This window comes from Rhodococcus sp. G6(2025), from assembly GCF_058628105.1.
Map to the genome: position 1 here is coordinate 7,690,274 of NZ_CP179750.1, position 24,554 is coordinate 7,714,827.

At 65.5% G+C, this 24,554-nt stretch carries 22 protein-coding genes and 1 pseudogene; 11 read left to right on the forward strand and 12 right to left on the reverse strand.

All coding sequences use genetic code 11. The features are described from left to right. Nucleotides 1-19: 19 nt before the first annotated feature. The 6 genes and pseudogenes from ACLIVD_RS35660 to ACLIVD_RS35685 form a co-directional block, all read right to left on the reverse strand. Nucleotides 20-577 carry a CsbD family protein gene (locus ACLIVD_RS35660; RefSeq protein ID WP_317571448.1) on the reverse strand — a complete coding sequence of 186 codons (558 nt, stop codon included), beginning with the start codon at nucleotides 575-577 and terminating at the stop codon, nucleotides 20-22. Nucleotides 578-643: 66 nt separating this feature from the next. Further along, a pseudogene (locus tag ACLIVD_RS35665) lies at nucleotides 644-1,448 on the reverse strand (ferritin-like domain-containing protein). A 3-nt stretch (nucleotides 1,449-1,451) separates the two neighbouring features. Then, nucleotides 1,452-1,697 (reverse strand): hypothetical protein, encoded by a 246-nt coding sequence (locus ACLIVD_RS35670; protein ID WP_283333263.1) that lies wholly within the window; start codon nucleotides 1,695-1,697, stop codon nucleotides 1,452-1,454. A gap of 14 nt (nucleotides 1,698-1,711) precedes the next feature. Further along, the gene (locus ACLIVD_RS35675; protein WP_491931600.1) at nucleotides 1,712-1,963 is read right to left on the reverse strand and encodes a hypothetical protein; all 252 of its coding nucleotides are present in this window, start codon (nucleotides 1,961-1,963) and stop codon (nucleotides 1,712-1,714) included. Between the two features lie 88 nt (nucleotides 1,964-2,051). Next, nucleotides 2,052-2,255: a hypothetical protein gene (locus ACLIVD_RS35680; protein WP_280779377.1), complete on the reverse strand. Its 204-nt coding sequence runs from the start codon at nucleotides 2,253-2,255 to the stop codon at nucleotides 2,052-2,054. Nucleotides 2,256-2,560: 305 nt separating this feature from the next. Then, nucleotides 2,561-4,699: a catalase gene (locus ACLIVD_RS35685; RefSeq protein ID WP_491931601.1), complete on the reverse strand. Its 2,139-nt coding sequence runs from the start codon at nucleotides 4,697-4,699 to the stop codon at nucleotides 2,561-2,563. Nucleotides 4,700-4,933: 234 nt separating this feature from the next. On the opposite strand from ACLIVD_RS35685, the gene ACLIVD_RS35690 reads away from it, so the two are divergent. Further along, nucleotides 4,934-5,383, forward strand: a complete 450-nt coding sequence (locus tag ACLIVD_RS35690) for a hypothetical protein (RefSeq protein ID WP_280779375.1) — start codon at nucleotides 4,934-4,936, stop codon at nucleotides 5,381-5,383. Between the two features lie 475 nt (nucleotides 5,384-5,858). On the opposite strand, the gene ACLIVD_RS35695 is transcribed toward ACLIVD_RS35690, so the two are convergent. Continuing rightward, on the reverse strand, nucleotides 5,859-7,178 hold the full coding sequence (locus tag ACLIVD_RS35695; protein ID WP_491931602.1) for an HNH endonuclease signature motif containing protein: 1,320 nt from the start codon (nucleotides 7,176-7,178) through the stop codon (nucleotides 5,859-5,861). A 131-nt stretch (nucleotides 7,179-7,309) separates the two neighbouring features. Here ACLIVD_RS35695 and ACLIVD_RS35700 point away from each other — a divergent pair, with 131 nt between their 5' ends. Continuing rightward, entirely contained in the window at nucleotides 7,310-8,545 is a 1,236-nt protein-coding gene (locus ACLIVD_RS35700) for an ISL3 family transposase (RefSeq protein ID WP_491930712.1), read from the forward strand. Nucleotides 8,546-8,936: 391 nt separating this feature from the next. After that, a complete protein-coding gene (locus tag ACLIVD_RS35705) occupies nucleotides 8,937-9,476 on the forward strand; it encodes an LOG family protein (protein ID WP_283333268.1) in 540 nt (179 codons plus the stop codon). Nucleotides 9,477-9,557: 81 nt separating this feature from the next. On the opposite strand, the gene pdxR is transcribed toward ACLIVD_RS35705, so the two are convergent. Beyond that, complete coding sequence (gene pdxR, locus ACLIVD_RS35710; RefSeq protein ID WP_491931603.1) at nucleotides 9,558-10,997, reverse strand: MocR-like pyridoxine biosynthesis transcription factor PdxR; 1,440 nt, start codon at nucleotides 10,995-10,997, stop codon at nucleotides 9,558-9,560. Between the two features lie 47 nt (nucleotides 10,998-11,044). On the opposite strand from pdxR, the gene ACLIVD_RS35715 reads away from it, so the two are divergent. From ACLIVD_RS35715 to ACLIVD_RS35725, 3 genes are all read left to right on the forward strand, one after another. Further along, entirely contained in the window at nucleotides 11,045-11,545 is a 501-nt protein-coding gene (locus tag ACLIVD_RS35715) for a carboxymuconolactone decarboxylase family protein (protein ID WP_283333270.1), read from the forward strand. 205 nt (nucleotides 11,546-11,750) lie between these two features. Further along, entirely contained in the window at nucleotides 11,751-12,563 is an 813-nt protein-coding gene (locus ACLIVD_RS35720) for an MIP/aquaporin family protein (protein WP_477952321.1), read from the forward strand. Between the two features lie 543 nt (nucleotides 12,564-13,106). Then, entirely contained in the window at nucleotides 13,107-13,688 is a 582-nt protein-coding gene (locus ACLIVD_RS35725; protein WP_283333272.1) for an NAD-dependent epimerase/dehydratase family protein, read from the forward strand. A gap of 199 nt (nucleotides 13,689-13,887) precedes the next feature. Here the strand turns inward: ACLIVD_RS35725 and ACLIVD_RS35730 are convergent, their stop codons facing one another. From ACLIVD_RS35730 to ACLIVD_RS35745, 4 genes are all read right to left on the reverse strand, one after another. After that, on the reverse strand, nucleotides 13,888-16,188 hold the full coding sequence (locus tag ACLIVD_RS35730) for an acyl-CoA dehydrogenase family protein (RefSeq protein WP_491931604.1): 2,301 nt from the start codon (nucleotides 16,186-16,188) through the stop codon (nucleotides 13,888-13,890). Nucleotides 16,189-16,346: 158 nt separating this feature from the next. Continuing rightward, nucleotides 16,347-17,009, reverse strand: a complete 663-nt coding sequence (locus tag ACLIVD_RS35735; protein WP_477952318.1) for an enoyl-CoA hydratase/isomerase family protein — start codon at nucleotides 17,007-17,009, stop codon at nucleotides 16,347-16,349. 199 nt (nucleotides 17,010-17,208) lie between these two features. Next, nucleotides 17,209-18,543 carry an MFS transporter gene (locus tag ACLIVD_RS35740; RefSeq protein WP_283333275.1) on the reverse strand — a complete coding sequence of 445 codons (1,335 nt, stop codon included), beginning with the start codon at nucleotides 18,541-18,543 and terminating at the stop codon, nucleotides 17,209-17,211. Nucleotides 18,544-18,597: 54 nt separating this feature from the next. Further along, a complete protein-coding gene (locus ACLIVD_RS35745) occupies nucleotides 18,598-19,776 on the reverse strand; it encodes a CaiB/BaiF CoA transferase family protein (RefSeq protein WP_280779365.1) in 1,179 nt (392 codons plus the stop codon). A 150-nt stretch (nucleotides 19,777-19,926) separates the two neighbouring features. Between ACLIVD_RS35745 and ACLIVD_RS35750 the strand changes: the two genes are divergently transcribed. The 5 genes from ACLIVD_RS35750 to ACLIVD_RS35770 all read left to right on the forward strand — a co-directional run bounded on the left by ACLIVD_RS35750 (nucleotide 19,927) and on the right by ACLIVD_RS35770 (nucleotide 24,543). After that, a complete protein-coding gene (locus tag ACLIVD_RS35750; protein ID WP_491931605.1) occupies nucleotides 19,927-21,156 on the forward strand; it encodes a PucR family transcriptional regulator in 1,230 nt (409 codons plus the stop codon). A 134-nt stretch (nucleotides 21,157-21,290) separates the two neighbouring features. After that, entirely contained in the window at nucleotides 21,291-22,610 is a 1,320-nt protein-coding gene (locus ACLIVD_RS35755) for an alkyl sulfatase dimerization domain-containing protein (RefSeq protein WP_317571472.1), read from the forward strand. Then, nucleotides 22,598-22,975, forward strand: a complete 378-nt coding sequence (locus ACLIVD_RS35760) for a YidH family protein (protein ID WP_280779362.1) — start codon at nucleotides 22,598-22,600, stop codon at nucleotides 22,973-22,975. The genes ACLIVD_RS35755 and ACLIVD_RS35760 overlap by 13 nt, the downstream gene beginning before the upstream one ends. After that, on the forward strand, nucleotides 22,966-23,289 hold the full coding sequence (locus tag ACLIVD_RS35765; RefSeq protein WP_477952314.1) for a DUF202 domain-containing protein: 324 nt from the start codon (nucleotides 22,966-22,968) through the stop codon (nucleotides 23,287-23,289). Before ACLIVD_RS35760 ends, ACLIVD_RS35765 begins: the two co-directional genes overlap by 10 nt. Nucleotides 23,290-23,337: 48 nt before the next feature. Further along, nucleotides 23,338-24,543 (forward strand): alkyl sulfatase dimerization domain-containing protein, encoded by a 1,206-nt coding sequence (locus ACLIVD_RS35770; RefSeq protein WP_491931606.1) that lies wholly within the window; start codon nucleotides 23,338-23,340, stop codon nucleotides 24,541-24,543. Nucleotides 24,544-24,554 lie beyond the last annotated feature (11 nt).

Consider the following 24,554-nt stretch of genomic DNA (forward strand, 5'->3'; position numbering starts at 1 on the left):
ATGATTCGTGGGGAGTGGATCAGGACAGGCCGGCGTCGCCAGTGAGGCCCTCGGCGGCGCGCCGAACTCGTTCTGCCTCGTCGCGGGCGGCGTTCGCTTCACGGACGGCGCGCCGGTGTTCGTCGGTGGCGTCGACGGCTTCTTCGGCGGCGGCGGCCGTCTTCGCTCGTTCGACAGTTTCCGCTCGGGCCGCTTCGTCGCGGGCGTCGGCCGCCGCGCGGGACTGCTCCTGCGCAACCAGGCGGTGCTGTTGCTGCTCCGCGGCCCTGTGCTCTGCGTGCTGCCGGTTCCGGGCAGCTTCCTCGGCGGCTGCCGTCTCGGCGCCGATCGCAGCGCGTTCCTCGGCACTCTCGCGACGCACCTGTCCGAGTTCCTCTGCGGCCTGCGAGGTTTCCGCCCGTGCGACGGCCTCTGCACTGTTCGCCTCTTTACGTTGCTGCGCCTGGGCCTGTTGCAGCTGTCCCTCGGTGGCCAGCGAGTCGTTGCCGGTCACTGCCCCGGCCACTTCCTTCACCTTGCCCTTGACCGAGTCGAGGAGACCCTTGCGCGCTTGTCCGGACGTGTTCTGCTCGTTCATGAGAATGTTCTCCTGGTATTCGGGCGGGCGACGGAACCGCCACCCGCGTGGGGCGGTGGCGCCAGATCAGTTGATGCCGACGACTTCCTGCGCGATGGCGGCGAGGCGGGTCTGCGCTGCCGATACCACCCCGTGGCGGTTCTTGTTCACCTCTTCGTGGGCGACGATGATGCGGATTTCGGCGGGTGCAGTGAGTTCCTTCACCGCGGCCACGGCGCCGGAAACATTGAGTTCCGTGTAGTCGGATATCGGGAGCTCTTCGTCGACGAGTGAACCGTTGACGGTTCGGGCATTGCGGATGGCGTTCGCGACGCCGGACGCGCCTTCTCGGCGGGTCACCTCTTCGGCCGACTCGAGTGCCGCGTCGCGACTGGCAACGAGCGTCTTCGTGGCCACGTCACCGGCGTGGGCGCCCCGGCTGAGAAGCGCACCGATCCGGTTCGGGGTTGCCCGGACGGTGTCGATGGCGCGATCGAGTCCGCGCGCCGACCATGTTGCCGGGACGTTGATCAACCGGATCGCGGTCCCGGTCGCGGCCTGCATCGGGGTGCGTCGCAATGCCGCCGGGCCACCGAGGGCGCCCTCCGCCAGCACCGTCGAACGGCTGGGCCTGCTCGGCCATCGCCTTCACCATCGCAGTCGCGCGACCGAGGAACGGGCCCACGACATCGGGAAGTCCACCCAGGGAACGGACTGCTTCCTCCACCGCACCGGCGCGCTCACGCGCATTGCCGGCATTCTGCGACAGCTCCCGGCGGACGGCTTCTGTTCGGGCTTGCCCGATCCTGGTCTCCGCGACCTGAATTTCCGTGTGCGTCAGATCCAGTACGACTCGCAGCTGGTTGATCACTGTGGCGGTGTTGTCGGTCATGCATTATTCCTGAGGTCGAGTGAGGTCGGGTGTGCGGTGTACGCCGGCCGGACGCTTGCGGGCGTCATCGGCGCCGGCCCTGCGGCGGGCGAACCGCGAGATTCCGAGCAGCCCGCGTGATGTGGTGGTCGGTTTACCAGCGCGGCGTTCGAGGTGGTTTCCGAGTCGGGACAGTACGGTGGCCACGAGGGGAAGAGCGAGAACGATCATCTTCCATCGGCGTAGCAGACGGCTGACGAGAATCCACATAGGGAGAACCTTTCTTATCGTGCAGTCAAGCTGCGGCGCAGCGCAACCCGGGCGCCGATCACGGTGAGCAGACCGAGGGTCGCAATTGAGAACGATGTCGTGGCGGCCGCGGCAACCGACAACATGGTGAGCGCCGCGAGGTCGAGGACACGCCGGACGGTGGGTAGTTCGACCAGGGACGGGTGCACGGCGTGGAAGGGGGGAGCGGTGTGGATTTGCGACGATGCTGCACCGTCAACGAACAAGGGTGAGAACAATTCTGGCACGATTTCGGTCCAACTGTCTGGGGCGCGGACACATCTCGTTCGAGAGGGGTGCCACGGATTCGATCGACAACGACATGGCGAGGAAGGGTTAGACGCCGGTATTCCGATCGGCGTCCGTGTAGTGCTCGCGGCTGCCGGACTTCACGTTGCCCCGGCTGGCGATGTAGCCGAAGTATTCGGTGGTATTGAACGCGGCCTTCGTCTCGGCGCTGCGGCGTGGATCGAGATCGGCGCGCGGGCCGTGGGCTGCGGTTCCGGTTGCGGTGCGGGCGACGGGGTTGGTGGAGGTCATGGACGACCTTTCAATGGGGTGCCCGGCATTGCAGATTCGGGTCACCACGTACGTCTCCTCGAATGAGGTGGACGTTGGTGAGCGCGACCCTCTGCTGGAGCGAACCCATACACCGCAAGTATACCCATTAGTAACTTCAGTGCAATTCTACAGCGTAGGCACCGGCGGCGAATTTCACCGGTTACGCTGCCTCGCTTTCGGATTCGCCGACTATGCCGGTACGCAACACAGCTCGACGAGGGTCCCGACACCACCATCGGCGGCGTCGAGACCCTCGTCCAGACCATTCACTTCATCCGGTCACCTCACACCTGACGCTCCCAGACCCGGTGGGACTTCATCAGCGCCGTGAGGCCGTCGAACAGCGCGGACGCGTCGTCGGCGATCACGATGCCCGGGGCCTCGGCCGGGATTCCGGCCGATTCGAGGAGGACACGGCCGGCGGCCCATCCCCCGATCGCCTTGCAGTGGCGAAACGCTTCCGTCAGCAACACCTGTACCCGCGGGTCCGATGCCGGCGCCGCGACGAGAATGGCGTCGAACTCCACCGACCGCATGGTGAGGAACGTCCGGGACACCGGGACGGCGCCCTTACCGGACCCCAATTTGCCACCGTGCGGTCCGATGACGAGCGGCACCATGCCGTTCTTGCCGATCATTTCGACCGCGTCGGCCACCTCGGACAGGTCCGACTCGTCGTCGGCGACGATGCCGATGATCCGGCCGTCCAGCGGCCACTCGGCTCCGACCTGCGACAGCGCGGGACTGGGCGTGGGGGCCACGTCGTAGGCGACGGTCGGCGCGGGCGCCGGGAGTCCGAGACCCGCGGCCACCTGCTCACACAGACCGGGGTCGATGTTCGCGACGACACCGAGTGCGCGCTCCTTGATCACCTGCTCGTAGCACTTGCCCAGCTCGAACGTGTAAGCCTCCGCGACGTGCGCCTGCTCGACCGGGCTGAGGCTGGCGTAGAACAGTCGGGCCTGTGAGAAGTGGTCGTCGAAGCTCGCGGGGGCGGCGCGTAGTTTCGTCGACTCCGGCATCGGCACCGGCACCTCGACGAACGCCGTGTCCGCTCCAGCCAGGAACGGGCAACCGGCGTCGAGGGAATTCGGCCGATACGGCGCGACACCCGGGTGGACGCCCGTCTGGTGCATGCCGTCGCGCAGCATGTCGTTGACCTCGGCTTGGGGCCGATTGATCGGTATCTGACCGAAGTTGGGCCCACCGAGCCGGCTGATCTGGGTGTCGAGGTAGGAGAACAGCCGCGCCTGCAGTAACGGGTCGTCGGTGACGTCGATGCCGGGAACGAGGTGCCCGGGATGGAACGCCACCTGCTCGGTCTCGGCGAAGAAGTTCGTCGGATTCGCGTCGAGCGTCATCAGCCCGATCGGCTGCACGGGGGCCAGTTCCTCGGGCACCATCTTGGTCGGGTCGAGCAGGTCGATGCCCTCGAACGTCTGGTCCGGGGTGTCCGGGAACGCCTGGATTCCCAGCTCCCATTCCGGGTACGCGCCGGACTCGATCGCGTCGGCGAGGTCGCGGCGGTGGTAGTCGGGGTCCATGCCGTTGACGATCTGCGCTTCTTCCCACACCAGTGAGTGCACACCGAGTTTCGGCTTCCAATGGAACTTCACGAGTGAACTCTCGCCCGCCGCGTTCACCATCCGAAAGGTGTTGACGCCGAAGCCTTCCATCATCCGGTACGACCGCGGGATACCGCGATCGGACATGTTCCACAACGTGTGCGCGGTGGCCTCGGTGTGTAGGGACACGAAGTCCCAGAACGTGTCGTGCGCGCTCTGCGCCTGCGGAATCTCGCGATCGGGGTGCGGCTTGGCGGCGTGAATGACGTCGGGAAACTTGATGCCGTCCTGAATGAAGAAGACCGGGATGTTGTTTCCCACCAAGTCGAAAGTGCCTTCGCTGGTGTAGAACTTGGTCGCGAACCCCCGGGTGTCGCGGACGGCGTCGGCCGACCCCCGGGAGCCGAGCACGGTGGAGAACCGGACGAAGACCGGCGTCTCGACGTCCTTGCCGAGGAACGCCGCCTTGCTGATCGGGTCGGCGGAACCATACCCGCGGAAGACGCCGTGGGCGGCCGCCCCCCGTGCGTGCACCACGCGCTCCGGGATCCGCTCGTGATCGAAGTGCGTGATCTTCTCACGCAGATGGTGGTCCTGGAGGAGGGTCGGTCCCCGGGTTCCAGCCTTGAGCGAGTGATCGGTGTCGTACAGCCGCGCCCCCTGCGCCGTGGTGAGGTGCTCACCCTGCTGGCCGCGGGCCGTGTCCGGCCCCTCGACGGGCAGCCCGGTCGCGGTGCCGAGCGCGGGAGCCCGCTGATCGGGCTTGGGGGGCAACGGCTCGGTGGGTTCCGTGGGCTCGGCGAGCGCCGGGGTACCGGAACCGGGAGTTCCGGGAATGGGCGGGTTCTTCTTGGGCACGGCGTAGCTCCTCGCTGAAAAATCCGTGGGATCGGCGCCGCATCGTGGCTGTACGGGCCGTTCTTCTCGGAGTGCCCAAACGTTCGCAAAACGAATCAGGGCGGGCACTGCGCCGCATCGTGCCCCAATCGGAAGACGCGGTTTCGCATTCGCGTCCCAGGGCATAGCTACAACAGATATCAATCACCAACGAAGTAAGAATCCGGCGTTCTGCTGCGTCGGAAAGGAGTGATCATGGGTACCGAACCAGGCACGCAGTTGCACGAGGAACCACAGTCGGAGCGTGGCCCCAAGGGCTCACGAGACGCAGGCCCGGACCAGGCCGGAGCAGGCCAGACGGACCGTAAGCCAGGATCTCTGGACCAGGAGGAAGTCACCTCCTCCGCGGAGTCGGGCACGAACCCGGCGCCCGCCGGTGGCTCGCTACCCCCAGGCGACGCCGAGCCGGCGACACCGCCCTACGACGGCCGGACGACCAGCACGAAAGAAGGACGCCCGGAGCACGACGACCACGTGGACTCCGGCGGAACGCAGTCACCGAAGCCCGGGGAGACTCCCCGCGGTGCCGTCGCCTCGCCGGCCGAGGAGACACCCGCCGCACACGCCGCCGAGACCGAGGGCAGCGACTCCGGAGTGGGACCCGCGCATCAAGGAGGCGTCGGCAAGGCCGAAGACAAGAAGTGACTGTTGCTATGAAAATAGCTGTGTGATATCAGTTCCGAAGCACCACTGAGTTCCGAAGCACCACTGCGCTTCGGACGATTCGTCTCGACGCCGACGACGTCGGGTGCAGGTGCCGCCCAACCAGCAGCTCGGGCGACACCTGCACTCCACCCCTCGCGTGAACCGACTCGTGTGCCTGAGACGTCCGCGTCGTCATGTGACCACCATGACGGCCCAGACGTTACCAGAAAACGGGCCAATTGGTTTGTTTTATTTCTGAGGTGCCATTCCCGCGTGTCGGGGCGGACACAACCGCAGTGGAAGCGCCCTCGGGCCGTATGGCGGTTTTCTGAGGTCCGATCGCGCCGGTGCTGGCTGTTGCAGCCGCCACCGATTCAGGATCCCACGGGTGGCTGGCATACCCGCCACGGCGGCATGCCGGCTCGGCGACAGGAGTTGTCCTGTCGCCGAGTCGGTGATGTACTGTGCCGCGCGGTCAGGAGGCTCGGGGCCGACCCCGGTTGTGCGCCGGTATCGGCTTCCGTTCCCAGTCGACCTGCCGCGGTGGAATGAACGTGGGGTGCCGATCGGCTCCCATCTCTATTTCCCAGTCACTGTGATGCAGCAAGCGGTGGTGGAATCCACAGAGCAGGACAAGGTTTCCCATGTCGGACGGCCCGCCTGCGGACCAGTGGATGATGTGGTGACCTTCGCACCAGGACGGCGGCGCACCACACCCGGAGAACGCGCATCCTCGATCCCTCGCCACCAACGCTTTTCGCTGCCTCTTCGTGACGGTCCGGGTGGAAACACCGAGGTCGAGTGGCGCCCCGTTCTCGTCGAGCACGATCGGCGTATAGATCGAATCGCAGCTGAGGAGCCGGGCTGCTTTGATGCTTAGCGGCCCCATCCACTCGGTCCACGCGACTCCGTCGACGGCGAAGAGTGAGCCGTCCGGTGAGGCGGCAGCATCCTGCTGTGCTCGTGCGCTGCAGTCGGTGTGGTCGGCGAGATCTTTGGCGTTGACGTGGAGGGAGACGTGTGGTCGTTCGCCGCCTTCTTCGCCGGCGATCCCGGAGTCGAGGTAGCGGCGAAGGAGTTCGGTGAACCCGTCCGCCCGTCGCTGTCCGGGGGTGCGACTGTCTTTGGTTCCGTCCTGCGCGGGCCGTGGCTTGGACAGTCCGGAGAGCGCCGAGAGCAGCATCTCGCCGGTCACGGCATCCAGGTCGCCTTTGACGGCGACACGGCCGTTGAGTGTCTTGGAGGCGTGGAACTCGTTGAGGTCGGTGTCTTCACTGGGCGGCGGATCGTCGGACTCGAAGGCGCGTTCCAGCCTGGCGATCACGGCGCGCACCGCATCCGTGTTCGCGGTGGGACCGGTTGCCGCGAACAGCAAAGCATTTCGGCAGTCATCCAACGCTTCGAGTGGCATGCCCTTGGGTGGCCGTTCGCAGAACTTCATGATCAGCGCAGCATGCTCCGCCGAAATGTTCGTATCGAAGTACTCGTCCGCGATCTCCGGTTGGAGACGCAACCCTCGGCCCAACAGCACGATTCGCCCCGCAGCACCTACCTCGAGCAACGTCTTGGAGGCCAGCCACATCTTGGCGTTCGGAAACCCCAGCACATCAACCTTGCAGCGATGGTCGACGGCACCGACGAGCTTGACGCGCAAGGCTTCAAGCCGCTGAATCTCTTCCGAGATACGAACGACCGATTCGAGCAACTCCGCCTCGGCCAGACGCCACGCATCACCGACCGCGGTCGCCAGAATCTCGTCCGACAACGCCCCCTGGATATCTCCCCCGAGCCCCATCCTCGAATTCTAGTTCGAACACACTTGGCTCTTCTGACCTTTTGATGGGTGATCTCCGCGAGCCTGATAGACGCAACGCCCTCCCTCGCATAGGTTTTGGTTTGCGAAGACAAGACCTAAGGGAGAAGGCGTTGCGCGCTGCCAGAATACTGCAGAAACTGCTAGGAATCGACAAGGCCCGGATAATCGGTATCGAATTCACGGACGACGAACGAGGGCCGGTGATCCTGGTGACCCTCGAGCCGCACGCCTCGGTGCGATCCCGCTGTCCGCATTGTGAACAGCGCTGTCCCGGATACGATCGCCCGAATCGACCTCGACAGTGGCGTCATCTGGATATGGGCGGCACGCGGTGCTTCGTACAAGCTTCGGTGTCGAGAATTCGATGCCCCGAGCACGGCGTGGTGACCGAGATGGTGCCGTGGGCACGGCCGGCTGCGAACATGACCAGGGCATTCGACGACAACGTGGCGTGGTTGGCCGCGCACAGTCCAGCTACGTCGGTGTGCGAGTACGCCCGAGTGGCGTGGCGATCTGTGACCAGGATCGTCACCCGCGTCGTCGGCGACGCTGTCGGACGTACTGATCGGCTCCAAGGGCTGCGGCGCTTGGGGATCGACGAAATCGCCTACCGGAAAGGTCACCGATACCTCACCGTGGTGGTCGATCATGACACAGGCCGACTCGTATGGGCGGCCGAAGGGCACAACGAGAGCACCTTGAATCGATTCTTCGACGAGTTGGGTGAAGAACGCACAGCTCGTCTGACGCATATCAGTGCTGATGCTGCGAAGTGGATCGCCTCGACCGTGCGCAGTAGGGCGCCGCAGGTGAAGCGGTGTATGGATCCGTTTCATGTGATTCAGTGGATGACGCGGGCTCTGGACCGGCTGCGGTCGCGTGTGTTGTCGCGGTTGTGGGGGTTCACCGACCGGGATCGACGGCACCTGCGGTGGGCATTGTTGAAGAACGTCGAGAATCTCACCCCCGCGCAGATATCAGTCCGAGCAAAGATCCTCGAGGATAGAAACAGCGAACTGTGTCGAGGATATGTCCTGAAAGAGCAACTGCAACATGTCTATTCCGGATCGAAGAAGAGGGCCTCGGTACGACTGCGAGTGTGGGTGCAGATGGCCCAGGATAGTGGGATCCCGGAACTTGTAGGCCTGGCTAAGAGCATCGCTCGCTATCGGCGCGAGATCCTCAACGCAATCGAATACGACCTGTCCAATGCCCGCGTCGAGGCCAACAACACCCACCTGCGGTCGCTGACGAAGCGATCCTACGGATTTCACAGCCCAGAGGCCTTGATTGCGATGGCGACACTGACACGAGGAGGGGCGTGCCCACCTCTTCCGCAACGTTAATCGCCCACCAAAGGGTCAGGACGGCCACACACTTTCGAGTCAATGGCCTCCCGCCATCGGCATCAGGCCTGGTCAGCACCACACGTAGGCGACCGCGACCCCAGCCCCCGCGAAAACGCACGCACGCGAACGCGGGATGCCGAAGGACCGCGGGTTCCGGCGTTCCAGCGCGATCAGCAAGGCCCTTGCCGGACCACATCAACTTCCGGAGACGGCTGCCGATGGCCGGGCTTCACCGGCCTGATCGGGATGACCAGTGGCTGATCACACGCACATGCTCGACCGCGAAGGTGCGCCGGGCCTCCACCATAAGGCCCCGTTTGCTGTTGTCCCCCTTAAGCGTTCAGCATCGCACATCGCAGTCCTCTAATCAGAGTCCTATAGTTCAACCATGAACATTTGTGTCTTCCTCTCCTCCGCCGACCTCGACGAGCGCTATACCCGACCGGCTCGCGAGTTCGCAGAACTCATCGGAAACGGCGGCCATACCCTGGTATGGGGCGGATCCGATACCGGGCTGATGAAGGTTGTCGCCGACGGAGTACAGGAGACCGGAGGGCGGCTCGTCGGGATCTCGGTCGAGTTTCTCCGGGCTTTTGCCAGAAAGGACGCCGACGAGATGGTGATCGCCAAGGATCTCGCCGAACGCAAGGCGCTGCTGCTCGCCAGATCGGATGCGGTGGTGGTGATGGTCGGCGGCCTGGGCACGCTGGACGAGGCGACTGAAATCCTGGAGTTGAGGAAACACGGACTGCTCGACAAGCCGGTGGCCCTGCTGAACACGGTCGGCTTCTATGACGGGGTGATACTTCAGCTCCGACGGATGGAGGACGAAGGGTTCCTGCCGCTACCCCTGATGGAGCTGGTCTACCTCGCCAACGAGGGTGCCGACGCACTGGCCCACCTGGAGGATTCCGTCAGGAGCCGGTGATGGAATCATGCCGCACTGAACACATTGGCGCCTCCGGTGCGAACCGACTGTCAGCAGCATCGGGCTGCGGCACCGCCCTGTTTAGGGCATCACCCTGCACAATGCGTCCAGCGCGCCTGCCCACGCACTGTCCGAGGGAGCCGCGTAGTTGACCACCAACGCGTCCCGCTCGGGCAACTGCCACCCGGCGTCCGCCACTTCGTAGCAGAACTGAGCGATTCCGCTGACCGCCAGTCCTTGCCGGGCCGCCGCCTCCACGACCGTGCGCTCGGTCCCGCGCGGGAGTTCGAGGACCGCTTGCAGCCCGGCGGCCATGCCGGTCACGCGGATGCCGGGCGCCCTCTGCGCCAGGGCCGCGACCAGTTGGTCACGGCGGCGCCGGTAGCGCAGCCGCATCGAGCGCACATGACGGTCGTACGCGCCCGATGCGATGAACTCCGCAAGTGTCAGCTGCTCCAGCGCACTCGACATGTAGTCGCCGTGCGCCTTGGCCGTCACGATCTCCGGGACGAGTTCCTCTGGTAGCACCATCCAGCCGAGCCGCAACCCCGGCGCCAGCGACTTGCTCACCGAACCGAAATACACCACCCGCTCGCGGTCGAGGCCCTGCAGAGCACCCACCGGCTGACGGTCGTATCGGAACTCCCCGTCGTAGTCGTCCTCCAAGATCAGGCCGCCGGTGGCACGCGCCCAGTTGACAGCCGCCGAGCGCCGGTCCGGGCTCAGCGCGACCCCCGTCGGATACTGATGCGCCGGAGTCATCAAAACCGCACCTACTCCGCGCAATCGTGCCAACTCGTCTGTACGGGCACCATATTCGTCGACATAGAGGGGCGGGGTACGCAGTCCTGCGCCGGTCAGCAGGTCCCGATAGAGGTCGAGGCCGTACGACTCGACTGCCACCGCCTGCACCCGCCGCGCCCTGAGTGCCTGCGCCATCAACGTCAGACCATGATGGAAACCGGAACAGATGACGACCCGCTCCGGCTCGGCGTACACCCCACGGGCCCGCGCCAGATAGTCCGCCAGGGCGGTACGCAGCTCGACCCGGCCGAGGGCATCGCCGTAGCCGAACGCTTCGTGCGGCGCCGCGGTCAGAGCGCGGCGGGCCGCGGATAGCCACTGCATGCGCGGAAAGTCCGTGAGGTCCGGTGAACCCGGCAGCAGTCCGTACGTGGGACGGCGCTGAGTCGGCCTCGCACGGGCAGCTGCAGGCGCGGCCGTGCGCGCCACGGCCCGCCTGGCCACCCATGTCCCGGAACCCTGCTGCGCGCTGAGCCAGCCCTCGGCTACCAATTCGGCGTAGGACTCGGTCACGGTATTGCGTGAGATACCGAGATCGGCGGCGAGCGAGCGGGACGCCGGCAGCCGGGTGCCAGGCGCCAGCCGCCCCGTGCGCACGGCCTCTCGCAATGCGTCCGTGAGACCGGCGCGCAGCTTGGGTCCGCTCAGTTCCACCAGCAGGTCGGCACCGAACCCGGAAGGTGGCAAGCCCCCAGAATTGGTATGAATTTCTGGCATAGAAATGGACCATACTCTAGAGCCACTCGGGACGTAGCGTTGCTGGCATGACGATGAACGAAGTACACGAAAGCACTGAACTTCTCCCCGAGCACGCACCCCGCCTGGACTGGGCAAAATTCGCACCCGAGGCCTACAAGGCCATGATCCGCCTCGACACGGCCGCCGGGCTGGGCGTCGAGCCGACGTTGCTCAACCTGGTCAAGATCCGCGCATCGCAGATCAACCACTGCGCCTTTTGCCTGGACATGCACAGCAAGGACGCACTGGCCGCCGGCGAATCGGCGGAGCGGATCATCCAGCTCAACGCATGGACGGAGTCGAAACACTTCTACACGGCGAAGGAGATCGCAGCGATCGAGCTGACCGAGACGATCACCGTGCTCACAGACGGATTCGTCCCGGACGAGGTGTACGCGAAGGCCGCGAACGAGTTCGACGATACCGAGCTCGCCCGACTCATCGTCGCCATCGCGACGATCAACACGTGGAACCGCTTCGGCGTATCCACCCGATTGGTCCCCGGTCACTACACGCCGGACTCCTAACGACCCGATCGAGCGAACGCGATAGGGCGACCAGCGAACTCGCGGAGGGGCTCGCGTCTGAAATCTGGTATCCGGGCGGCCGGTGGCCGAGAACGACCGGGACCTGCTGTCCGGATGCGTCCGGAATCCACGCCGCTTCCGGCACACCGACGCACCGACACACCGACACACCGACACACCGACACACCGACACTAGGAGATCATGGTGAGTACCGCTTCGCCTCTGCCACGCCGGCAGCCACTGGCGCGCGCCGCCGACGAGTTCGCGCTCACCACCGTCCTGCTGTTCCTCGCGGTGACTGTCGTCCGGTGGTTGCGTGATCCGGCCTCCACCCTCTACATCGCCGACCTGCACGTCGCACTTGCCGTCATCGGGGTTCTCAGCGGGATCATCCTCACCGGCCTGATGTTCAGTCCACCCGGCAAACGCGCTGGCGGGCACATGAATCCCGCCGTGACCATCGCCCTGTGGCTCATGAACGGCTTCCCTGGTCGCAGCGTTCCGCCCTACATACTCGCCCAACTTGCGGGTTCAGCGGTGGGGACGGTGCTCGGGCGCCTGGTGTGGGGGCATGCGGTCTCGTTCGCTCCTGTCGACTACGCCGCGATCAGGGCCGCGTCCGACTGGCAGCCCGCGTCCGTCTTTCTCGCCGAGATGGGCTCGATGATGGTCCTGATCGTTGTCGTCGGGTTCTTCCTTGCCTGTCCCGGCCGTGCACGCCTGCTGCCGTACGTCATCGGAGTGTCGGTCGGGCTGGTCATCGCCCTCCTCGGTCCCCGCAGCGGGGGATCGATCAACCCCGCCCGCCAGTTCGGTCCTGCTGCACTCTCTGGGCGTACCACCGATCTATGGATCTATCTGGTCGCGCCGGTCCTGGGAGCGGCACTCGGGGCCTCGTTCGACCACGTAATCAACCGGCGGTTCCGCACACCGCACCACGAGCGGGGCCCGCGATTGCATGAATACTTGCGCAGCCCACAGCCCTCCGACACTCGTCACCTGGGGCCGGAGCGATGACATCATCGCATCCACTGACCTCACAAGCTGGGACGTACCGATTCGCGTTCGCCCCGTTCCCTTCTCGGCATCAGATTGCCTGGAAACACAGAAAAGAGTTCGACATGAAGAATTTTGCGCGTGGTGCGCTGATCGCGGTTGCGGCCGTCACAGTCGTCGGAGGGTACGGCGCCGGCGCCGCGTCGGCACATCCGACAGGCGCTCCGGACAGTCTGGCATCGGTCCACCAGTCGTCGATCGAAAACTCGTTCCCTCCCCATCCTCACCACCCCATCGCCCCTCACCGCGTCGGCCCCAACCCATTCGGTCACGAGCGGGGAGGCCCAACAGAACGTCACAGGTTCAACCCGTTCCAGTGGGGTATCTGTCCCGGCTCTTCTCCCCAGAGCCATTGCTTCCCTCGAGGGCCGCGGTAGTCGGCCTCCTTGGGCCTGCACAGAGGCCAGCGCTTCCGAAAAGGCAGGGACCCGTATGACATCACCGTGCCGCGGTTGACAGCGGCGGTTCGGTGCTCACTTCCATTTCGTATAGTAAGGAGTAATCATGAGGATATTTCTTGCCGGCGCATCCGGCGTGATCGGGCAGCGGCTGATTCCCCGGTTGATTCAGGCGGGGCACGTAGTCGGCGGTATGACGCGCTCACCCAGCAAGACGGAGCTACTGGGCGACCTCGGTGCCGAACCGGTGCTGTGTGATGTCTTCGATCGGGAGGCTGTAATTCAGGCGGTTCGTGACTTCACACCGGACGTCATGCTGAACGAGCTGACCGATCTGCCGGATGATTCGGCGCAGATCAGTGAACACGCAGATCTGAACGCTCGCATCCGAACCGAGGGAACCCAGAATCTTATCGAGGCCGCTCGGCAGAGCGGGTCGCCGAAGATCCTGGCTCAAAGCGTCGCCTGGCAATTGCCTGATGGGCCCGCCGCTCGGGCGGTCGCAGAATTGGAGCGTTCCGTTCTCGCCGAGGGCGGTGTTGTATTGCGCTATGGACAGTTCTACGGTCCCGGTACCTATCACGAGCAGCAACAACCCGAGGGACCTCGGGTTGGTATCGACCGAGCTGCCGAACGAACGGTGGAGGCGCTGGGCGAGCCTACGGGCGTCGTCGTCATAGTCGACTGAGCGTTCCCGGGCTCTTACTGTTTCCACAGTCCTGACACGGCGACGACGTTGTCCGCCAACAGTTCCGTGGAACTGTCCGCCGGTACTGACGCCATCGACCGTTGGTGGGACTCACATCTGGAGAAGCGGGCTCGTAAACATGTTGCACACGGGGTTCCGACCGGCACGGACGTCTGGTCGACTACCTACAGTTGAGTGTCTACCTCGGCAAACCCAGGATTCTTTCGCCGATGATGTTGCGCTGAATCTGATTCGACCCGCGAGCGATCCGGCGTCCCCGGCTCTCGAGGAACACTCGCTGCAGGGAGTCGAGTTGATATCCGTCCCCCTCAGGACGGGTCAACGCAGACGCGCCGAGAAGCTCCAGCGCCGTCGAGCCGAAGATGCAGTGATACTCCGACCAGTTGACCTTGTCGATAGCCAGCAACTCGTCGACGGCCTGCCCCTCTGCGACTCGGGCACTGATCACGGAACCAACGGCACGCATCAACTCGACCTCGACCACCAGATCCGCCAACCGCTGGCGGACGATCACGTCGCCGAGCCGACCGTTCTTGTCCAGCCGCTCCACCAGCACGTCCAGTTCGTGGCGATAGCCGACGTACTGCGTCGCCGCCTTGCCCGCTCGTTCGGCGCCGAGTGTGGTCATCGCGACCACCCAACCGTTGCCGAGCCCACCCACCACATTGGTCAAGGGGGCGCGGGCATCGGTTATCCGTTCCTGCGCAAACCCCCTGTCGCCCGACGCCATCCGGATGGAGTCGACGTCGATGCTGTTGTCCGTCATGGGAACAAGGACAAACGAGATACCGCGGTGTCTCGGTGCTTCGCGGTCGGTGCGGCATAACAGGAACATCATGTTGGCCCGGGCTCCGTTGCTGGTCCAGATCTTGTCACCGGTTATCCGCAACTCGTCACCGTTCACGATTCCGCTGGTCCGCAGCGAGGCGAGATCGGATCCGGTCTCGGGTTCGGAGAAGCCCTGGCACCACGTGTCTTCGCCCGACAGAATGCGGGACAGGAACCGGCGCTTCTGGTCCTCGCTCCCATGGGCCAACAGGGCGGGCGCGAGCAGGGTCTCGCCCATTCCGAGTTGCGGGCGTCGAAGTCCCGCGCGCGCGAACTCCTCTTCCACAACGAGAGTTTCGACCGGTCCCAGGCCCCGGCCGCCGTGTTCCTCCGGCCACGACAGGCACAGCCAACGCCCCTTCCGCAACAGATCGGTCCAGTGCTTCTCGGCATCGGTGTCTTCGTGCCCGAACGGTTCCTGCGCGTATTCGAGTGGCATCCCCTCGGCGCGGTGGTCGGCCAGCCAGGCGCGGACCTCGGTCCGCAGGTCCGCCAGCCGAGCGGGTTCGTCGGCCCGCGCCGGCGCCTCGAACGCGGCGCCGGTGGCGAGGACTCCGGCGAGCAGACGCTCGCGGTGCCACACCGACGACCCGAACATCAGCTGATCGGTCTTCGCCCGCTTGAGATGAACATGAGCCTCGTGCTCCCAGGTGAAACCGATCGCGCCGTGCAGTTGAATCGTCTCGCCGGCGATCTGCAGGTACCTCTCGGTCCCCGCGACGCTGAGCAGGCTCACCAGTGCGGGCAGTTCCGGCGCTCCGGTATCCGCGGCGTGAGCGGCGACGTCGACGGCGGCGGCGATCGGTTCGAGCGCACGGGTCAGATCGGCCAGTCCGTGTTTGACTGCCTGGTTGGTACCGATCGGACGACCGAACTGGTTGCGGGTCTTCGCATAGTCAGTTGTCAGCTGCAGGCACCTGCGAGCGCCACCGACCCTCTCCGCCGCCTGCACGACGAGCGCCTTGTCGAGCGCTCGGGACAGCGCCTCCGAAATGTCTGCGGTGCCACTGATCCGTTGCGCTGCTGCGCTGTCGAAGGTGATGGTCGTGAGCGGGCGGGTCAGGTCCAGCGCGGGTTGCCGGACCCGCAGCATGCTCGCGTCCGATGGTTCCACCAGAAACAGGCCGGTCCCGTCTTCGGTTCGGGCGGCGACGACGATCGTGTCGGCGCAGTGTCCGAAGATCACGTGATCGGCCCGTCCATCGATCCGCCAGCTATCGCCGTCCGGCTGTGCACGCACGGTCTCCGAGCCGGCCTGCCACCACCCGTCGGCGTCGGCAAATGCCAGACACCCGAGACGAGTGCCGGCGGCGAGACCTGGCAGCAGCTCACTGAGCCACCGCTCCCGGGCGCAATCCGCGATGGCGAGCGTGGTCAACACGGAACTCGCGAAGAAGGGGCTGCACGCTGCGGAGCGCCCGAATTCCTCGGCGACCACCACGAGGTCACCGATACTCGCGCCTGATCCTCCGTATTTCTCGTCGACGAGCAGTCCTTGCAGTTCGAGTTGTTCGGCCATCGTCGCCCACATCTCGGGTCGGTATCCGAGTTCCGTGTCCTGGACGGCCAATACTTCGGCCGGTGCACTGGTTGCGGTGAGAAACTCTCGAACCGCGTCGCGAAGCGCGCGGTGTTCAGCGGTTGTAGTCATACCCATTCGATTGTCTCCTTCGAGTGTCCCGTGTAGCACCACCTCGGTCGGGATCCCCAGACCTGGGATGACCGGGCGGCCTGCGACCTGCCCGCCCGGCTGTGCATTATGTTGTCTTATATGGCTTTTCGACCGCTGGTGCCGCCGTGCGCACGCACTCACACGAGCAGTGTTCGGCGCGTCAGAATCGCTTGCTTCATGGCGATTCCCCCGCCGTTGGGGTAGGCCGCAATCTTGTCGGCGAGCTCGGTGGCCCGGACCAAAACCTGCTCGTCCGGCACCATCTCGTAGGCGAAGCTGCGGCGCAACAGGTCGGGACCGTACTGACGTTCACAGGCCAGCGTGAGCTGCAGTGCCTGGTTCACGTCGAATTTCGCGAGCAACCACCGCAGATTGTTCGGCGCAGCCACCCCCATCTCCGCCTCGCCGACCATGAGGAACGACGTCTCTCCCACCACGAGGAGGTCGCAGGACAGCGCGATCGCCGCAGCACCGTTGACAGCGGCCCGCTCCAGCGCCCCGATCAGCGGCTTCTCGAACTCGGACAGGGTGGCGTGCAGGTCGGTGATCGCCGCGGTAATCGCCGGCTCACCCGGGCGTACCTCGGCCAGATCCAAACCGGAACTGAAGCATCCGCCCGCGCCATACAGCAACACCGCTGTGACTGTGTCATCGTCCTGAGCGTCGGCGAACGTTCTGGCGAGCTGGGTGACCATCGGGACCGTCAGGGCGTTCTTGCGCTCGGGACGATTGAGTTCTATGTCCAGCCGTCCGCTCTGATGGTGCCGAACGACCACGACATCGCTCTCCGTAGAACTCACAACATGCTCCTCACGAGGCCGTCGAACTGCCCGACGGGAGCAGCCTGCCGTCCCGTGGCGCGTTCGCCGCCTATCAGGGACACGTTGCCTCTCAACCACATTGGTGTGCTCATTGCTTCCTTCCAGAGTCGCTGACGACCGGCTGGTGCCGTCAGGCCAGGTTTATGGACGGCGGTGCCGTCGAACGTTCTGGTTCTTCCTAACTGTTCGGGTGGTGTGCGGCGATCGTGGTTGCGTCGCGTTCGGGGTTGACCAGGATGGTGGCGGCGAGTGCGCCGACCAGCATGATGACTCCCACGATGACGAAGCCTCGGCCGTATCCAGCGGCGGTATCGGCGGCGCCGGAGACGAGGGAGCCGATGAGAAGTGGTGCCGCGACACCGCCGAGGCTGTAGATCGCGACGGTGATGGACATGACGGATCCGCGTTGTTTGGCGGGTACTACGTCGGAAAGCAGGGAGAACGCCAGTCCCCAGGCTGCGGTGTTGAGGGAGAACGCGAGCGCGATCAGCACCATTTGAGTGGGTCCGACGGGCAATGTTGTGAATCCGATCATGCACACACCGCCGGCGGCGAGTAGGCCGGCCGCGAACAGGGCGCGGGCGGTGCGGGACGATCGTCCGGCCAGCGAGAGGCGGGTGGAGATCAGGCCGGCGAGGAAGGTCAGGATGACGGCCGCGGCGAAGGGCAATGTGATCAGCAGTCCGGTGGCGTTGGCGCTGTAGTGCAGGCCTTCGCGCAGGTACAGCGGTAACCAACTCACCTTCAACGCGGTCGCCCAATAGGAGCAGAACGAGAAGATCGCGACACCGATCACCGTGGGGCGAGTCCACAGGAGCCGGACGGGCACGGTGTCGGGAAGCGTCACCGCCTGTTTCCCGGTGCCCGCCCCGGCATTGCCGGCGGGTCCTTCACCGCCGATGAACAGCCAGGCCACCAGCCAAATCACTCCGGCGGCCATGAGCACGAGAAACGCTGCGTGCCAGCTGTAGCTCTGGATGATCCAGGTCAGGACCGGGGCGGCGATCAGCGGGCCGAGGGAGGCTCCCATGATGACTACTGACGCCGGTAGTGAACGGCGGGTCGGGGAGAACCAGGTGTGGGCGATCTGCTGGGACAACGCCCCGGCGGGGCCTTCGGCGAATCCGAGCAGCATCCGGCAGGCGAGGAAGACCCCGAATCCGACCGTCGTGGTCATCGGGGCAAGGCTGAGCACCCACAGTCCGACCAGACCGGCGAGGAGCCATCGCGCGGAGATACGGCCGCCGAGGGATCCGAGAACGATCGCGCCCAGGGCGAACAGCCAGAAGAATGCGCTTTGGGCGGTGCCGAACTGTTCGCTGGTGAGTCCGAGGTCGGCCTTGATCTCGACGCCGGCGAGGCTGACGACGACCTTGTCGGCGAAGTTGATCAGCATGAACGCCATCAGCATCAGGGTGATGATCCAGCCGCGCCGGCGAACGCGGGGGCTGTCGAGTTCACGGTCGGCGGCGAGGCCGCCCTCGGTGCGGGTTTGTCGATTCTGTAGGGACACGAGTGCTCCTGGGGCCGTGACGGTGAGGGGTGGGTGGCGCGGTGGCGTGTCAGGTCACGTCAGGGAGTACTCGCCCAGCCGGTAGCGCGCGACGATCTCGTGGCTGTGTTCGCCGAGTTCGGGGACCCGCCCGGCGTCTGCGGTGCGGGGGGTGCTGCGGGAGCGGTAGGGGAGTCCTGGGATGGAATAGGTGTGTCCGTCGGCGGTGCTGCCGGTGGTGAAGATGCCGCTGGCAATCACATCGGGCGCACTGGGAACCTGGTCGTAGGTGCGAACGGCGCCGGCGACGATGCCCACGGAAGTCAGCGCCGTGAGGGCGGCTTCGGTGTCGAGGCCGGCGAAGAAGGGTGTGAGCGCGGCGAGGAGTTCGCCGCGGTGGGCGACCCTCGCCGGGTTGTCGGCGAAGCGGGGATCCTTCGGCAGGTCGGGTCGGCCCGCGAGGTCGCAGAGCTGGGTGAATCGCTGCTCGGTGTAGGCGGAGACGACGATCGAGCCGTCGGCGGTGGGGAAGATGTCGGCGGCCGGTGCCGCGGTCGGTTGCCCGTTACCGCGCCGGTGGGGCGCGACGCCGGTGAGGGAGTATTCGCCCCAGTTCACGCATTGCAGATCGATCGCCACGTCGAGCAGTGAGACGTCGATGTCGTCCCCGAGGCCGGTACGTTCTCGTCGGAACAGGGCCGCCAGCACCGCCTGCGTGACCACGTAGGAGGTGGCGTGGTCGACGAGCGGGAAACCGACCCGTTGCGGGTCTCCGTCCGCCTCTCCGGTCACGGACATCATGCCGGTTTCCGCCTGGGCGGCGATGTCGAGGCCCGGCCGGCGGCGGGAGGGTCCCTCGGTGCCGAAGCCGGACACCGCGGCGAGGACGACGGTGGGATTCAGTTCGCGTATTTCGTCGGCCGACAGGCCTAGCTTTTCCATCACCCCTGGTCGCAGGTTGTGGATCACGACGTCGGCTCGGGCGATGAGGGCCCGCGCGTGGCGGAGATCGTCCTCGGCTTTGAGGTCGAGCACGATCGACTTCTTGCGCCGGTTGTAGGCGCGCATGATGGCCTCGCCGTAGACGCCGATACCGCGCGCCTGGTCCCCGCCGGGGCCTTCGATCTTGAGGACGTCGGCGCCGAGGTCGGCCAGGGTCTGCGCGGCGCCTGGCGCCGCGATGTACTGACCGAAATCGACGACCATGATCCCGGTCAGGGGCAGGTCATCGGGAGCGTACGCAGAGTCTGGCATGGTTCCTCATTCTGTGCCGGTGTGGACCTCGGGGCTGGTGGAGCCGTTCTGGGTCCTCAGCCTGGCCGAATGGGTAGCTGTCGTACCATCGGCGGCTGTCACACTCTTCACGTCGGTAGTGTGTGACCCGTCACACCTAGGAGGCGTTCGATGCGCACCGCGCCCGAGGCAACCAAAGACGATCTGCAGTGCACGATCGCCCGTATTCGCCGGTCGGTGCCGCGGATGGCACGGGCAATCATCGACCGCTACATCGCCACCTCGCCGCTCTACACGCAGACCGCGGTGCCCGAACATTTGCACCGGGAAGGCGCCCAGACCGTTCGATCGCTGCTCGAGGTGTGCCTGCAGTCGATCACCGACGAGTCCATCGACGTCGCCGACACGATGCGCGAGAACATCGAACGCGGCACCGAACGAGTCGCGGAAGGATTACCGCTACGGGAGTACATGCGCTGCTGGCAGATCGGATTCGACGTACTCTCCGAAGAACTGGAACGCGAACTCGGCACCGACCACGGACTGTTCTGGTTCGCATACCGCCGAGCCCATACCACGTTTGACTGCATGTTACGAGAGGTCGTCTCCGCGTACGAGATCCACGCGCACGACCTCATTTCGGCGCAAGACCGAAACCATGCCCCCACCATCGATGCCCTCCTGCGCGGCGACGGGTGGGTGTTCGACGACCCCGACTCCGTCCCTGCCGAACCGAGCATCATGTTGCTGCACATCGGTGACACCCCCGCCGAAGGATCCGGCGACCGGAAGGCCCGATCACTGGCGGCCACACGGAAGGTCCGCGCCGTTCGCGCCCACCTCGCCAGGGCGGTCCCCGGCCTGTGGCTCATCGATGTCCGGCCTCGGCACGCTCGGATTCTGCTGTATCCACCGATCGGGGCTCTCGACCCGCTGGCCGTGGACCTTGCGCGGGTCAGCGGCGCACCAGTGACCATCGCGATCGAGGACGCCACCTCGATCGAGGATCTTCCGCGTGCCGGCACCACGGCCGCCGAGGTACTCGACATCGCGATCCGGTCCGGCCGCACCGGCACGGTCAGCCGAATGGGCGATGTCGCACTTGCGCACCATTTCGCCCACACCAGTGCGTCGCTGCCGGTGCTACTGGAGCGCTGCGCCCCGTTGCAATCACGATCGGACCTGGTGCACACCCTCCGGGTCTATCTGGCCAGCAACCTGGATCGACGGGCCACTGCCGACACCCTGGTGGTCCATCCCAACACCGTCGACAACCGGCTCAACCGCGTCCGCGAACTGACCGGCCTCGACGTACACGTCACCACGGAGCTGTTCACTCTCGCGGTCGCGGTCAGCGCCGCCACCGTTCACCCCGACGCGGGGGCCGACCACCCGCTGTGAATCTGTGATCGGTCACAGACTGGGGCCGCCAGGGGTGTGCGCGCAGACGATTGTTCGGCTGATGTCCGGTGCACAGAATGAGGCGCACGGATCGCAGCGTCGCGGTCCGATACCCATGCCGAGGAGAGCGCCACATGACGGACATCATCGACTACGCCGACAAGGTCTGGAAGGGCGAAGCCAACCAGAACGCCTACCACCACGGAGACCTCCGGAAGGAGGGAATGCACTACATCGCGGAGGGCGCATACATGTGGCCGGCGTTCGGCAACGTCTACGTATTTCCAACCAAGGCGGGTCTTTTCGTGTACGACACCGGTGACCGCCGCACCGCCGAAGACCTGTTCGCAGCCACCCGGCGAATCTCCGAGCAACCGGTGCACACGGCCGTCTACTCGCACGGACACGTCGACCACGTCTTCGGCATGGACCCCTTCGACACCGAAGCGCGCGAGCGCGGCTGGACCCGCCCCACGGTCCTCGCACACGAAAACGTCATCAGCAGGTTCGACCGCTACAAGGAAACCCGCGGCTACAACGGCATCATCAACCAACGCCAATTCCAGGCACCGAACCTGATGTGGCCGGACGAATACCGATACCCCGACGCCACCTTCACCGACCAGACCACCCTCGCCGTCGACGACCTGCAGGTGCACCTCCATCACGCCCGCGGCGAGACCGATGACGCCGCGATCGCCTGGATCCCCGACCGCAAGATCCTGTGCTGTGGGGATTTCTTCATCTGGGCCAGCCCCAACGCCGGAAATCCGCAGAAGGTGCAGCGCTTCGCACATGAATGGGCCCAAACCCTGCGGTGGATGGCCGACCTGGGCGCCGAAATCCTGCTCCCCGGACACGGGCTCCCGATCCTCGGCGCCGACCGAATCCGCACCACCCTCACCGACGCCGCCGAACTCCTGGAAATCCTGCACGGCCGCACCCTCGAGATGATGAACGCCGGAGCGACCCTCGACGAGGTCGTGCACACTGTTACCGCCCCCGCGGAACTGCTCCGCAAGCCCTACCTCGCACCCTCCTACGACGAACCGGAGTTCGTCATTCGCAACGTCTGGCGCCTCTACGGCGGCTGGTACGACGGCAACCCCGCCAACCTCAAGTCCGCCCCCCGCACCGACCTCGCCCGCGAGGTCGCGGACCTCGGCGGCGGCGCCGCCCAACTGGCCGAGCGGGCCCGCGCCCTACTGGCACGAGGCGAACACCGGCTGGCGGGGCACTTCGCCCAGATGGCCACCGACGCCGATCCGCAGAGCCGCGACTCACATCAGGCCCGCGTCGACATCTTCGGCCAGCTGGAACAAGGCGCCACCTCCACCATGGCGAAAGGGGTCTACGGATGGGCGGTGGCGGAATCGCGGGCCTTCCTCGACGGCAGCGACCACGCGACCGAACTGAAAGCCAAAACAGCCGGCCGCGCGCGATGGGCATTCTGACCTCAGACAATCCCCGTCCATCAGCGGACTCAGGTTCGGTGGATGAGGAACCGGACTACCGGTACACACTGGCGAACGAACGCACCTACCTGGCCTGGATCCGCACTGCTATGGCGCTCCTGGCTGCGGGTGTGGCTGCCCATCAGTTACTTGCTTTGCCCTCCGGGGCACTGCAGATGACGATCACGATGGTGTGTTTCGGGCTAGCTGCCGTCCTCGCCTCCGGCGCGTATCTGCGCTGGAGGGCCGCGCAGTCGGCCATCAGGCGGAACCTGCCACTTCCGGGCTCCGTCCTCGTGCCCGCTCTCGCTCTCGGTCTGGGGATCCTCACGCTCCTCGCCGCCGGAGCGGCATTGTGGTCGTGATCGGGTCCGCCGACCGGGATCCGGGACTACAACCAGATCGCACGGCATTGGCCTGGCGGAGAACCACACTCTCCGCCGCGGCGGCGACGGTGGCGCTCCTCCACATTCCCACCGTCCACGGTGACCGCGCTGCTTCGCTCAGCTTGGTACCAATGGCGGTGCTGCTGCTCGCGATCACGTACGTCAGCCACCGGCGAGGCCGTTCGCTGCGGCGGGGGACTCAGGGAATGACCGGACACCATGCCGGTCTGATAGCGCTACTCGTCACGGCCACAGCGGTCGCCGCTGCCGCGACCGCAGCCTTTGCCCGATAGCCGCAGTCTCGAAACACAATTCGAAGCACACACTGGAAGGAGACACCGATGCCCGTAGCGGAAGTCGACAACAACCCGCTGTTCGGCGGCACCGAAATCACCGTTGTGGCCCCAGGAATCTTCACGATGGGCCTACAGGGAAATAGCTTGGCCGTAGAAACCGATGAGGGGTTGCTCGTCGTCGACTCCGGACCGAGTCCATCCGTGGTTCCTCAGGCACTCGCACAACTCCGCGAACACACCGACCAGACAGTCCGCTGGATCGTCTACAGCCACGGCCACCTCGGCTACAACTACGGTGTGCCAGGGTTCCTGGCCGAAGCCGAGAGGCGCGGAGAACCCCGCCCGACGATCATCGCCCACGAGAATGTCGTTCGCCGCTACCAGCGCTACATCGAGACCGCCGGACTCCAGAACCACATCAACTCCCGCCAGTTCCGTCGGCCGATCGAACAGTTCGCGCCGGTGCCGACCCTGACATTCCCCGACCAAACCTACCGGGATGCAATGACACTCGGCGGCCCGAGCCGTCAGGTGCGGCTATTGTGGGCGCCTTCGGAGACGGACGATGTCACCGCCGTGTGGTTGCCCCATGAACGGATCCTCTACGGGAGCGCCGCAGTCATCGACAGCATCCCGAACATCGGCACGCCCATGCGCACCATGCGGGACGCCGTGCGGTGGGCGAACACCCTCGACAGTCTTGCCGCCCTCAATCCTGCCGTCCTGATCCCCGAGTTCGGATCAGTCATCCACGACGTCGGCGCAGAGCAGCTGGCCGCCACCTCGGCGGCACTTCGCTGGCTGCGCAGAGCCGTCGTGGAACGCCTCAACAAGGGAATGGGCGTCGACGACATCGTGCACGATATCGACTACCCGACCGAACTGTTCGACGTCCCGTGGATGAAACAAGCCTACGGGCATCGGGACTTCATCGTGCGGGACATCGTCCGCTCGGAAACCGGGTGGTGGGACGGCAACCCGACCCACCTACACCCCGCCCGGCCCGACATCGCCGCCAACGCACGCGCGGCAGCGATCACCGACAAGCAGGCCGTGCTCGACCAGGCACACCGACTGCGTGACGCCGGACAGGTTCAGGAAGCGCTGCACGTCGTCGATCTGCTGGCACTCGCGACCGCAGACTTCCCGGAGGCCCACCACGCCCGCACACTTAAATCCGAACTGAGTGCGCTTCTGGCCAAAGACGCACCAAGCTACGTCTCGCGCAGCTTCTATCGAGCCGTGACTTAAGCGGCACCCAG

What these genes read in the sequence shown, in the direction of transcription:
- ACLIVD_RS35660 (WP_317571448.1), bottom strand. Translation starts at nt 577, where the DNA reads ATGAACGAGCAGAACACGTCCGGACAAGCGCGCAAGGGTCTCCTCGAC.
- ACLIVD_RS35670 (WP_283333263.1), bottom strand. Translation starts at nt 1,697, where the DNA reads ATGTGGATTCTCGTCAGCCGTCTGCTACGCCGATGGAAGATGATCGTT.
- ACLIVD_RS35680 (WP_280779377.1), bottom strand. Translation starts at nt 2,255, where the DNA reads ATGACCTCCACCAACCCCGTCGCCCGCACCGCAACCGGAACCGCAGCC.
- ACLIVD_RS35690 (WP_280779375.1), top strand. Translation starts at nt 4,934, where the DNA reads ATGGGTACCGAACCAGGCACGCAGTTGCACGAGGAACCACAGTCGGAG.
- ACLIVD_RS35695 (WP_491931602.1), bottom strand. Translation starts at nt 7,178, where the DNA reads ATGGGGCTCGGGGGAGATATCCAGGGGGCGTTGTCGGACGAGATTCTG.
- ACLIVD_RS35705 (WP_283333268.1), top strand. Translation starts at nt 8,937, where the DNA reads ATGAACATTTGTGTCTTCCTCTCCTCCGCCGACCTCGACGAGCGCTAT.
- pdxR (WP_491931603.1), bottom strand. Translation starts at nt 10,997, where the DNA reads ATGCCAGAAATTCATACCAATTCTGGGGGCTTGCCACCTTCCGGGTTC.
- ACLIVD_RS35715 (WP_283333270.1), top strand. Translation starts at nt 11,045, where the DNA reads ATGACGATGAACGAAGTACACGAAAGCACTGAACTTCTCCCCGAGCAC.
- ACLIVD_RS35725 (WP_283333272.1), top strand. Translation starts at nt 13,107, where the DNA reads ATGAGGATATTTCTTGCCGGCGCATCCGGCGTGATCGGGCAGCGGCTG.
- ACLIVD_RS35730 (WP_491931604.1), bottom strand. Translation starts at nt 16,188, where the DNA reads ATGACTACAACCGCTGAACACCGCGCGCTTCGCGACGCGGTTCGAGAG.
- ACLIVD_RS35745 (WP_280779365.1), bottom strand. Translation starts at nt 19,776, where the DNA reads ATGCCAGACTCTGCGTACGCTCCCGATGACCTGCCCCTGACCGGGATC.
- ACLIVD_RS35750 (WP_491931605.1), top strand. Translation starts at nt 19,927, where the DNA reads ATGCGCACCGCGCCCGAGGCAACCAAAGACGATCTGCAGTGCACGATC.
- ACLIVD_RS35755 (WP_317571472.1), top strand. Translation starts at nt 21,291, where the DNA reads ATGACGGACATCATCGACTACGCCGACAAGGTCTGGAAGGGCGAAGCC.
- ACLIVD_RS35760 (WP_280779362.1), top strand. Translation starts at nt 22,598, where the DNA reads ATGGGCATTCTGACCTCAGACAATCCCCGTCCATCAGCGGACTCAGGT.
- ACLIVD_RS35770 (WP_491931606.1), top strand. Translation starts at nt 23,338, where the DNA reads ATGCCCGTAGCGGAAGTCGACAACAACCCGCTGTTCGGCGGCACCGAA.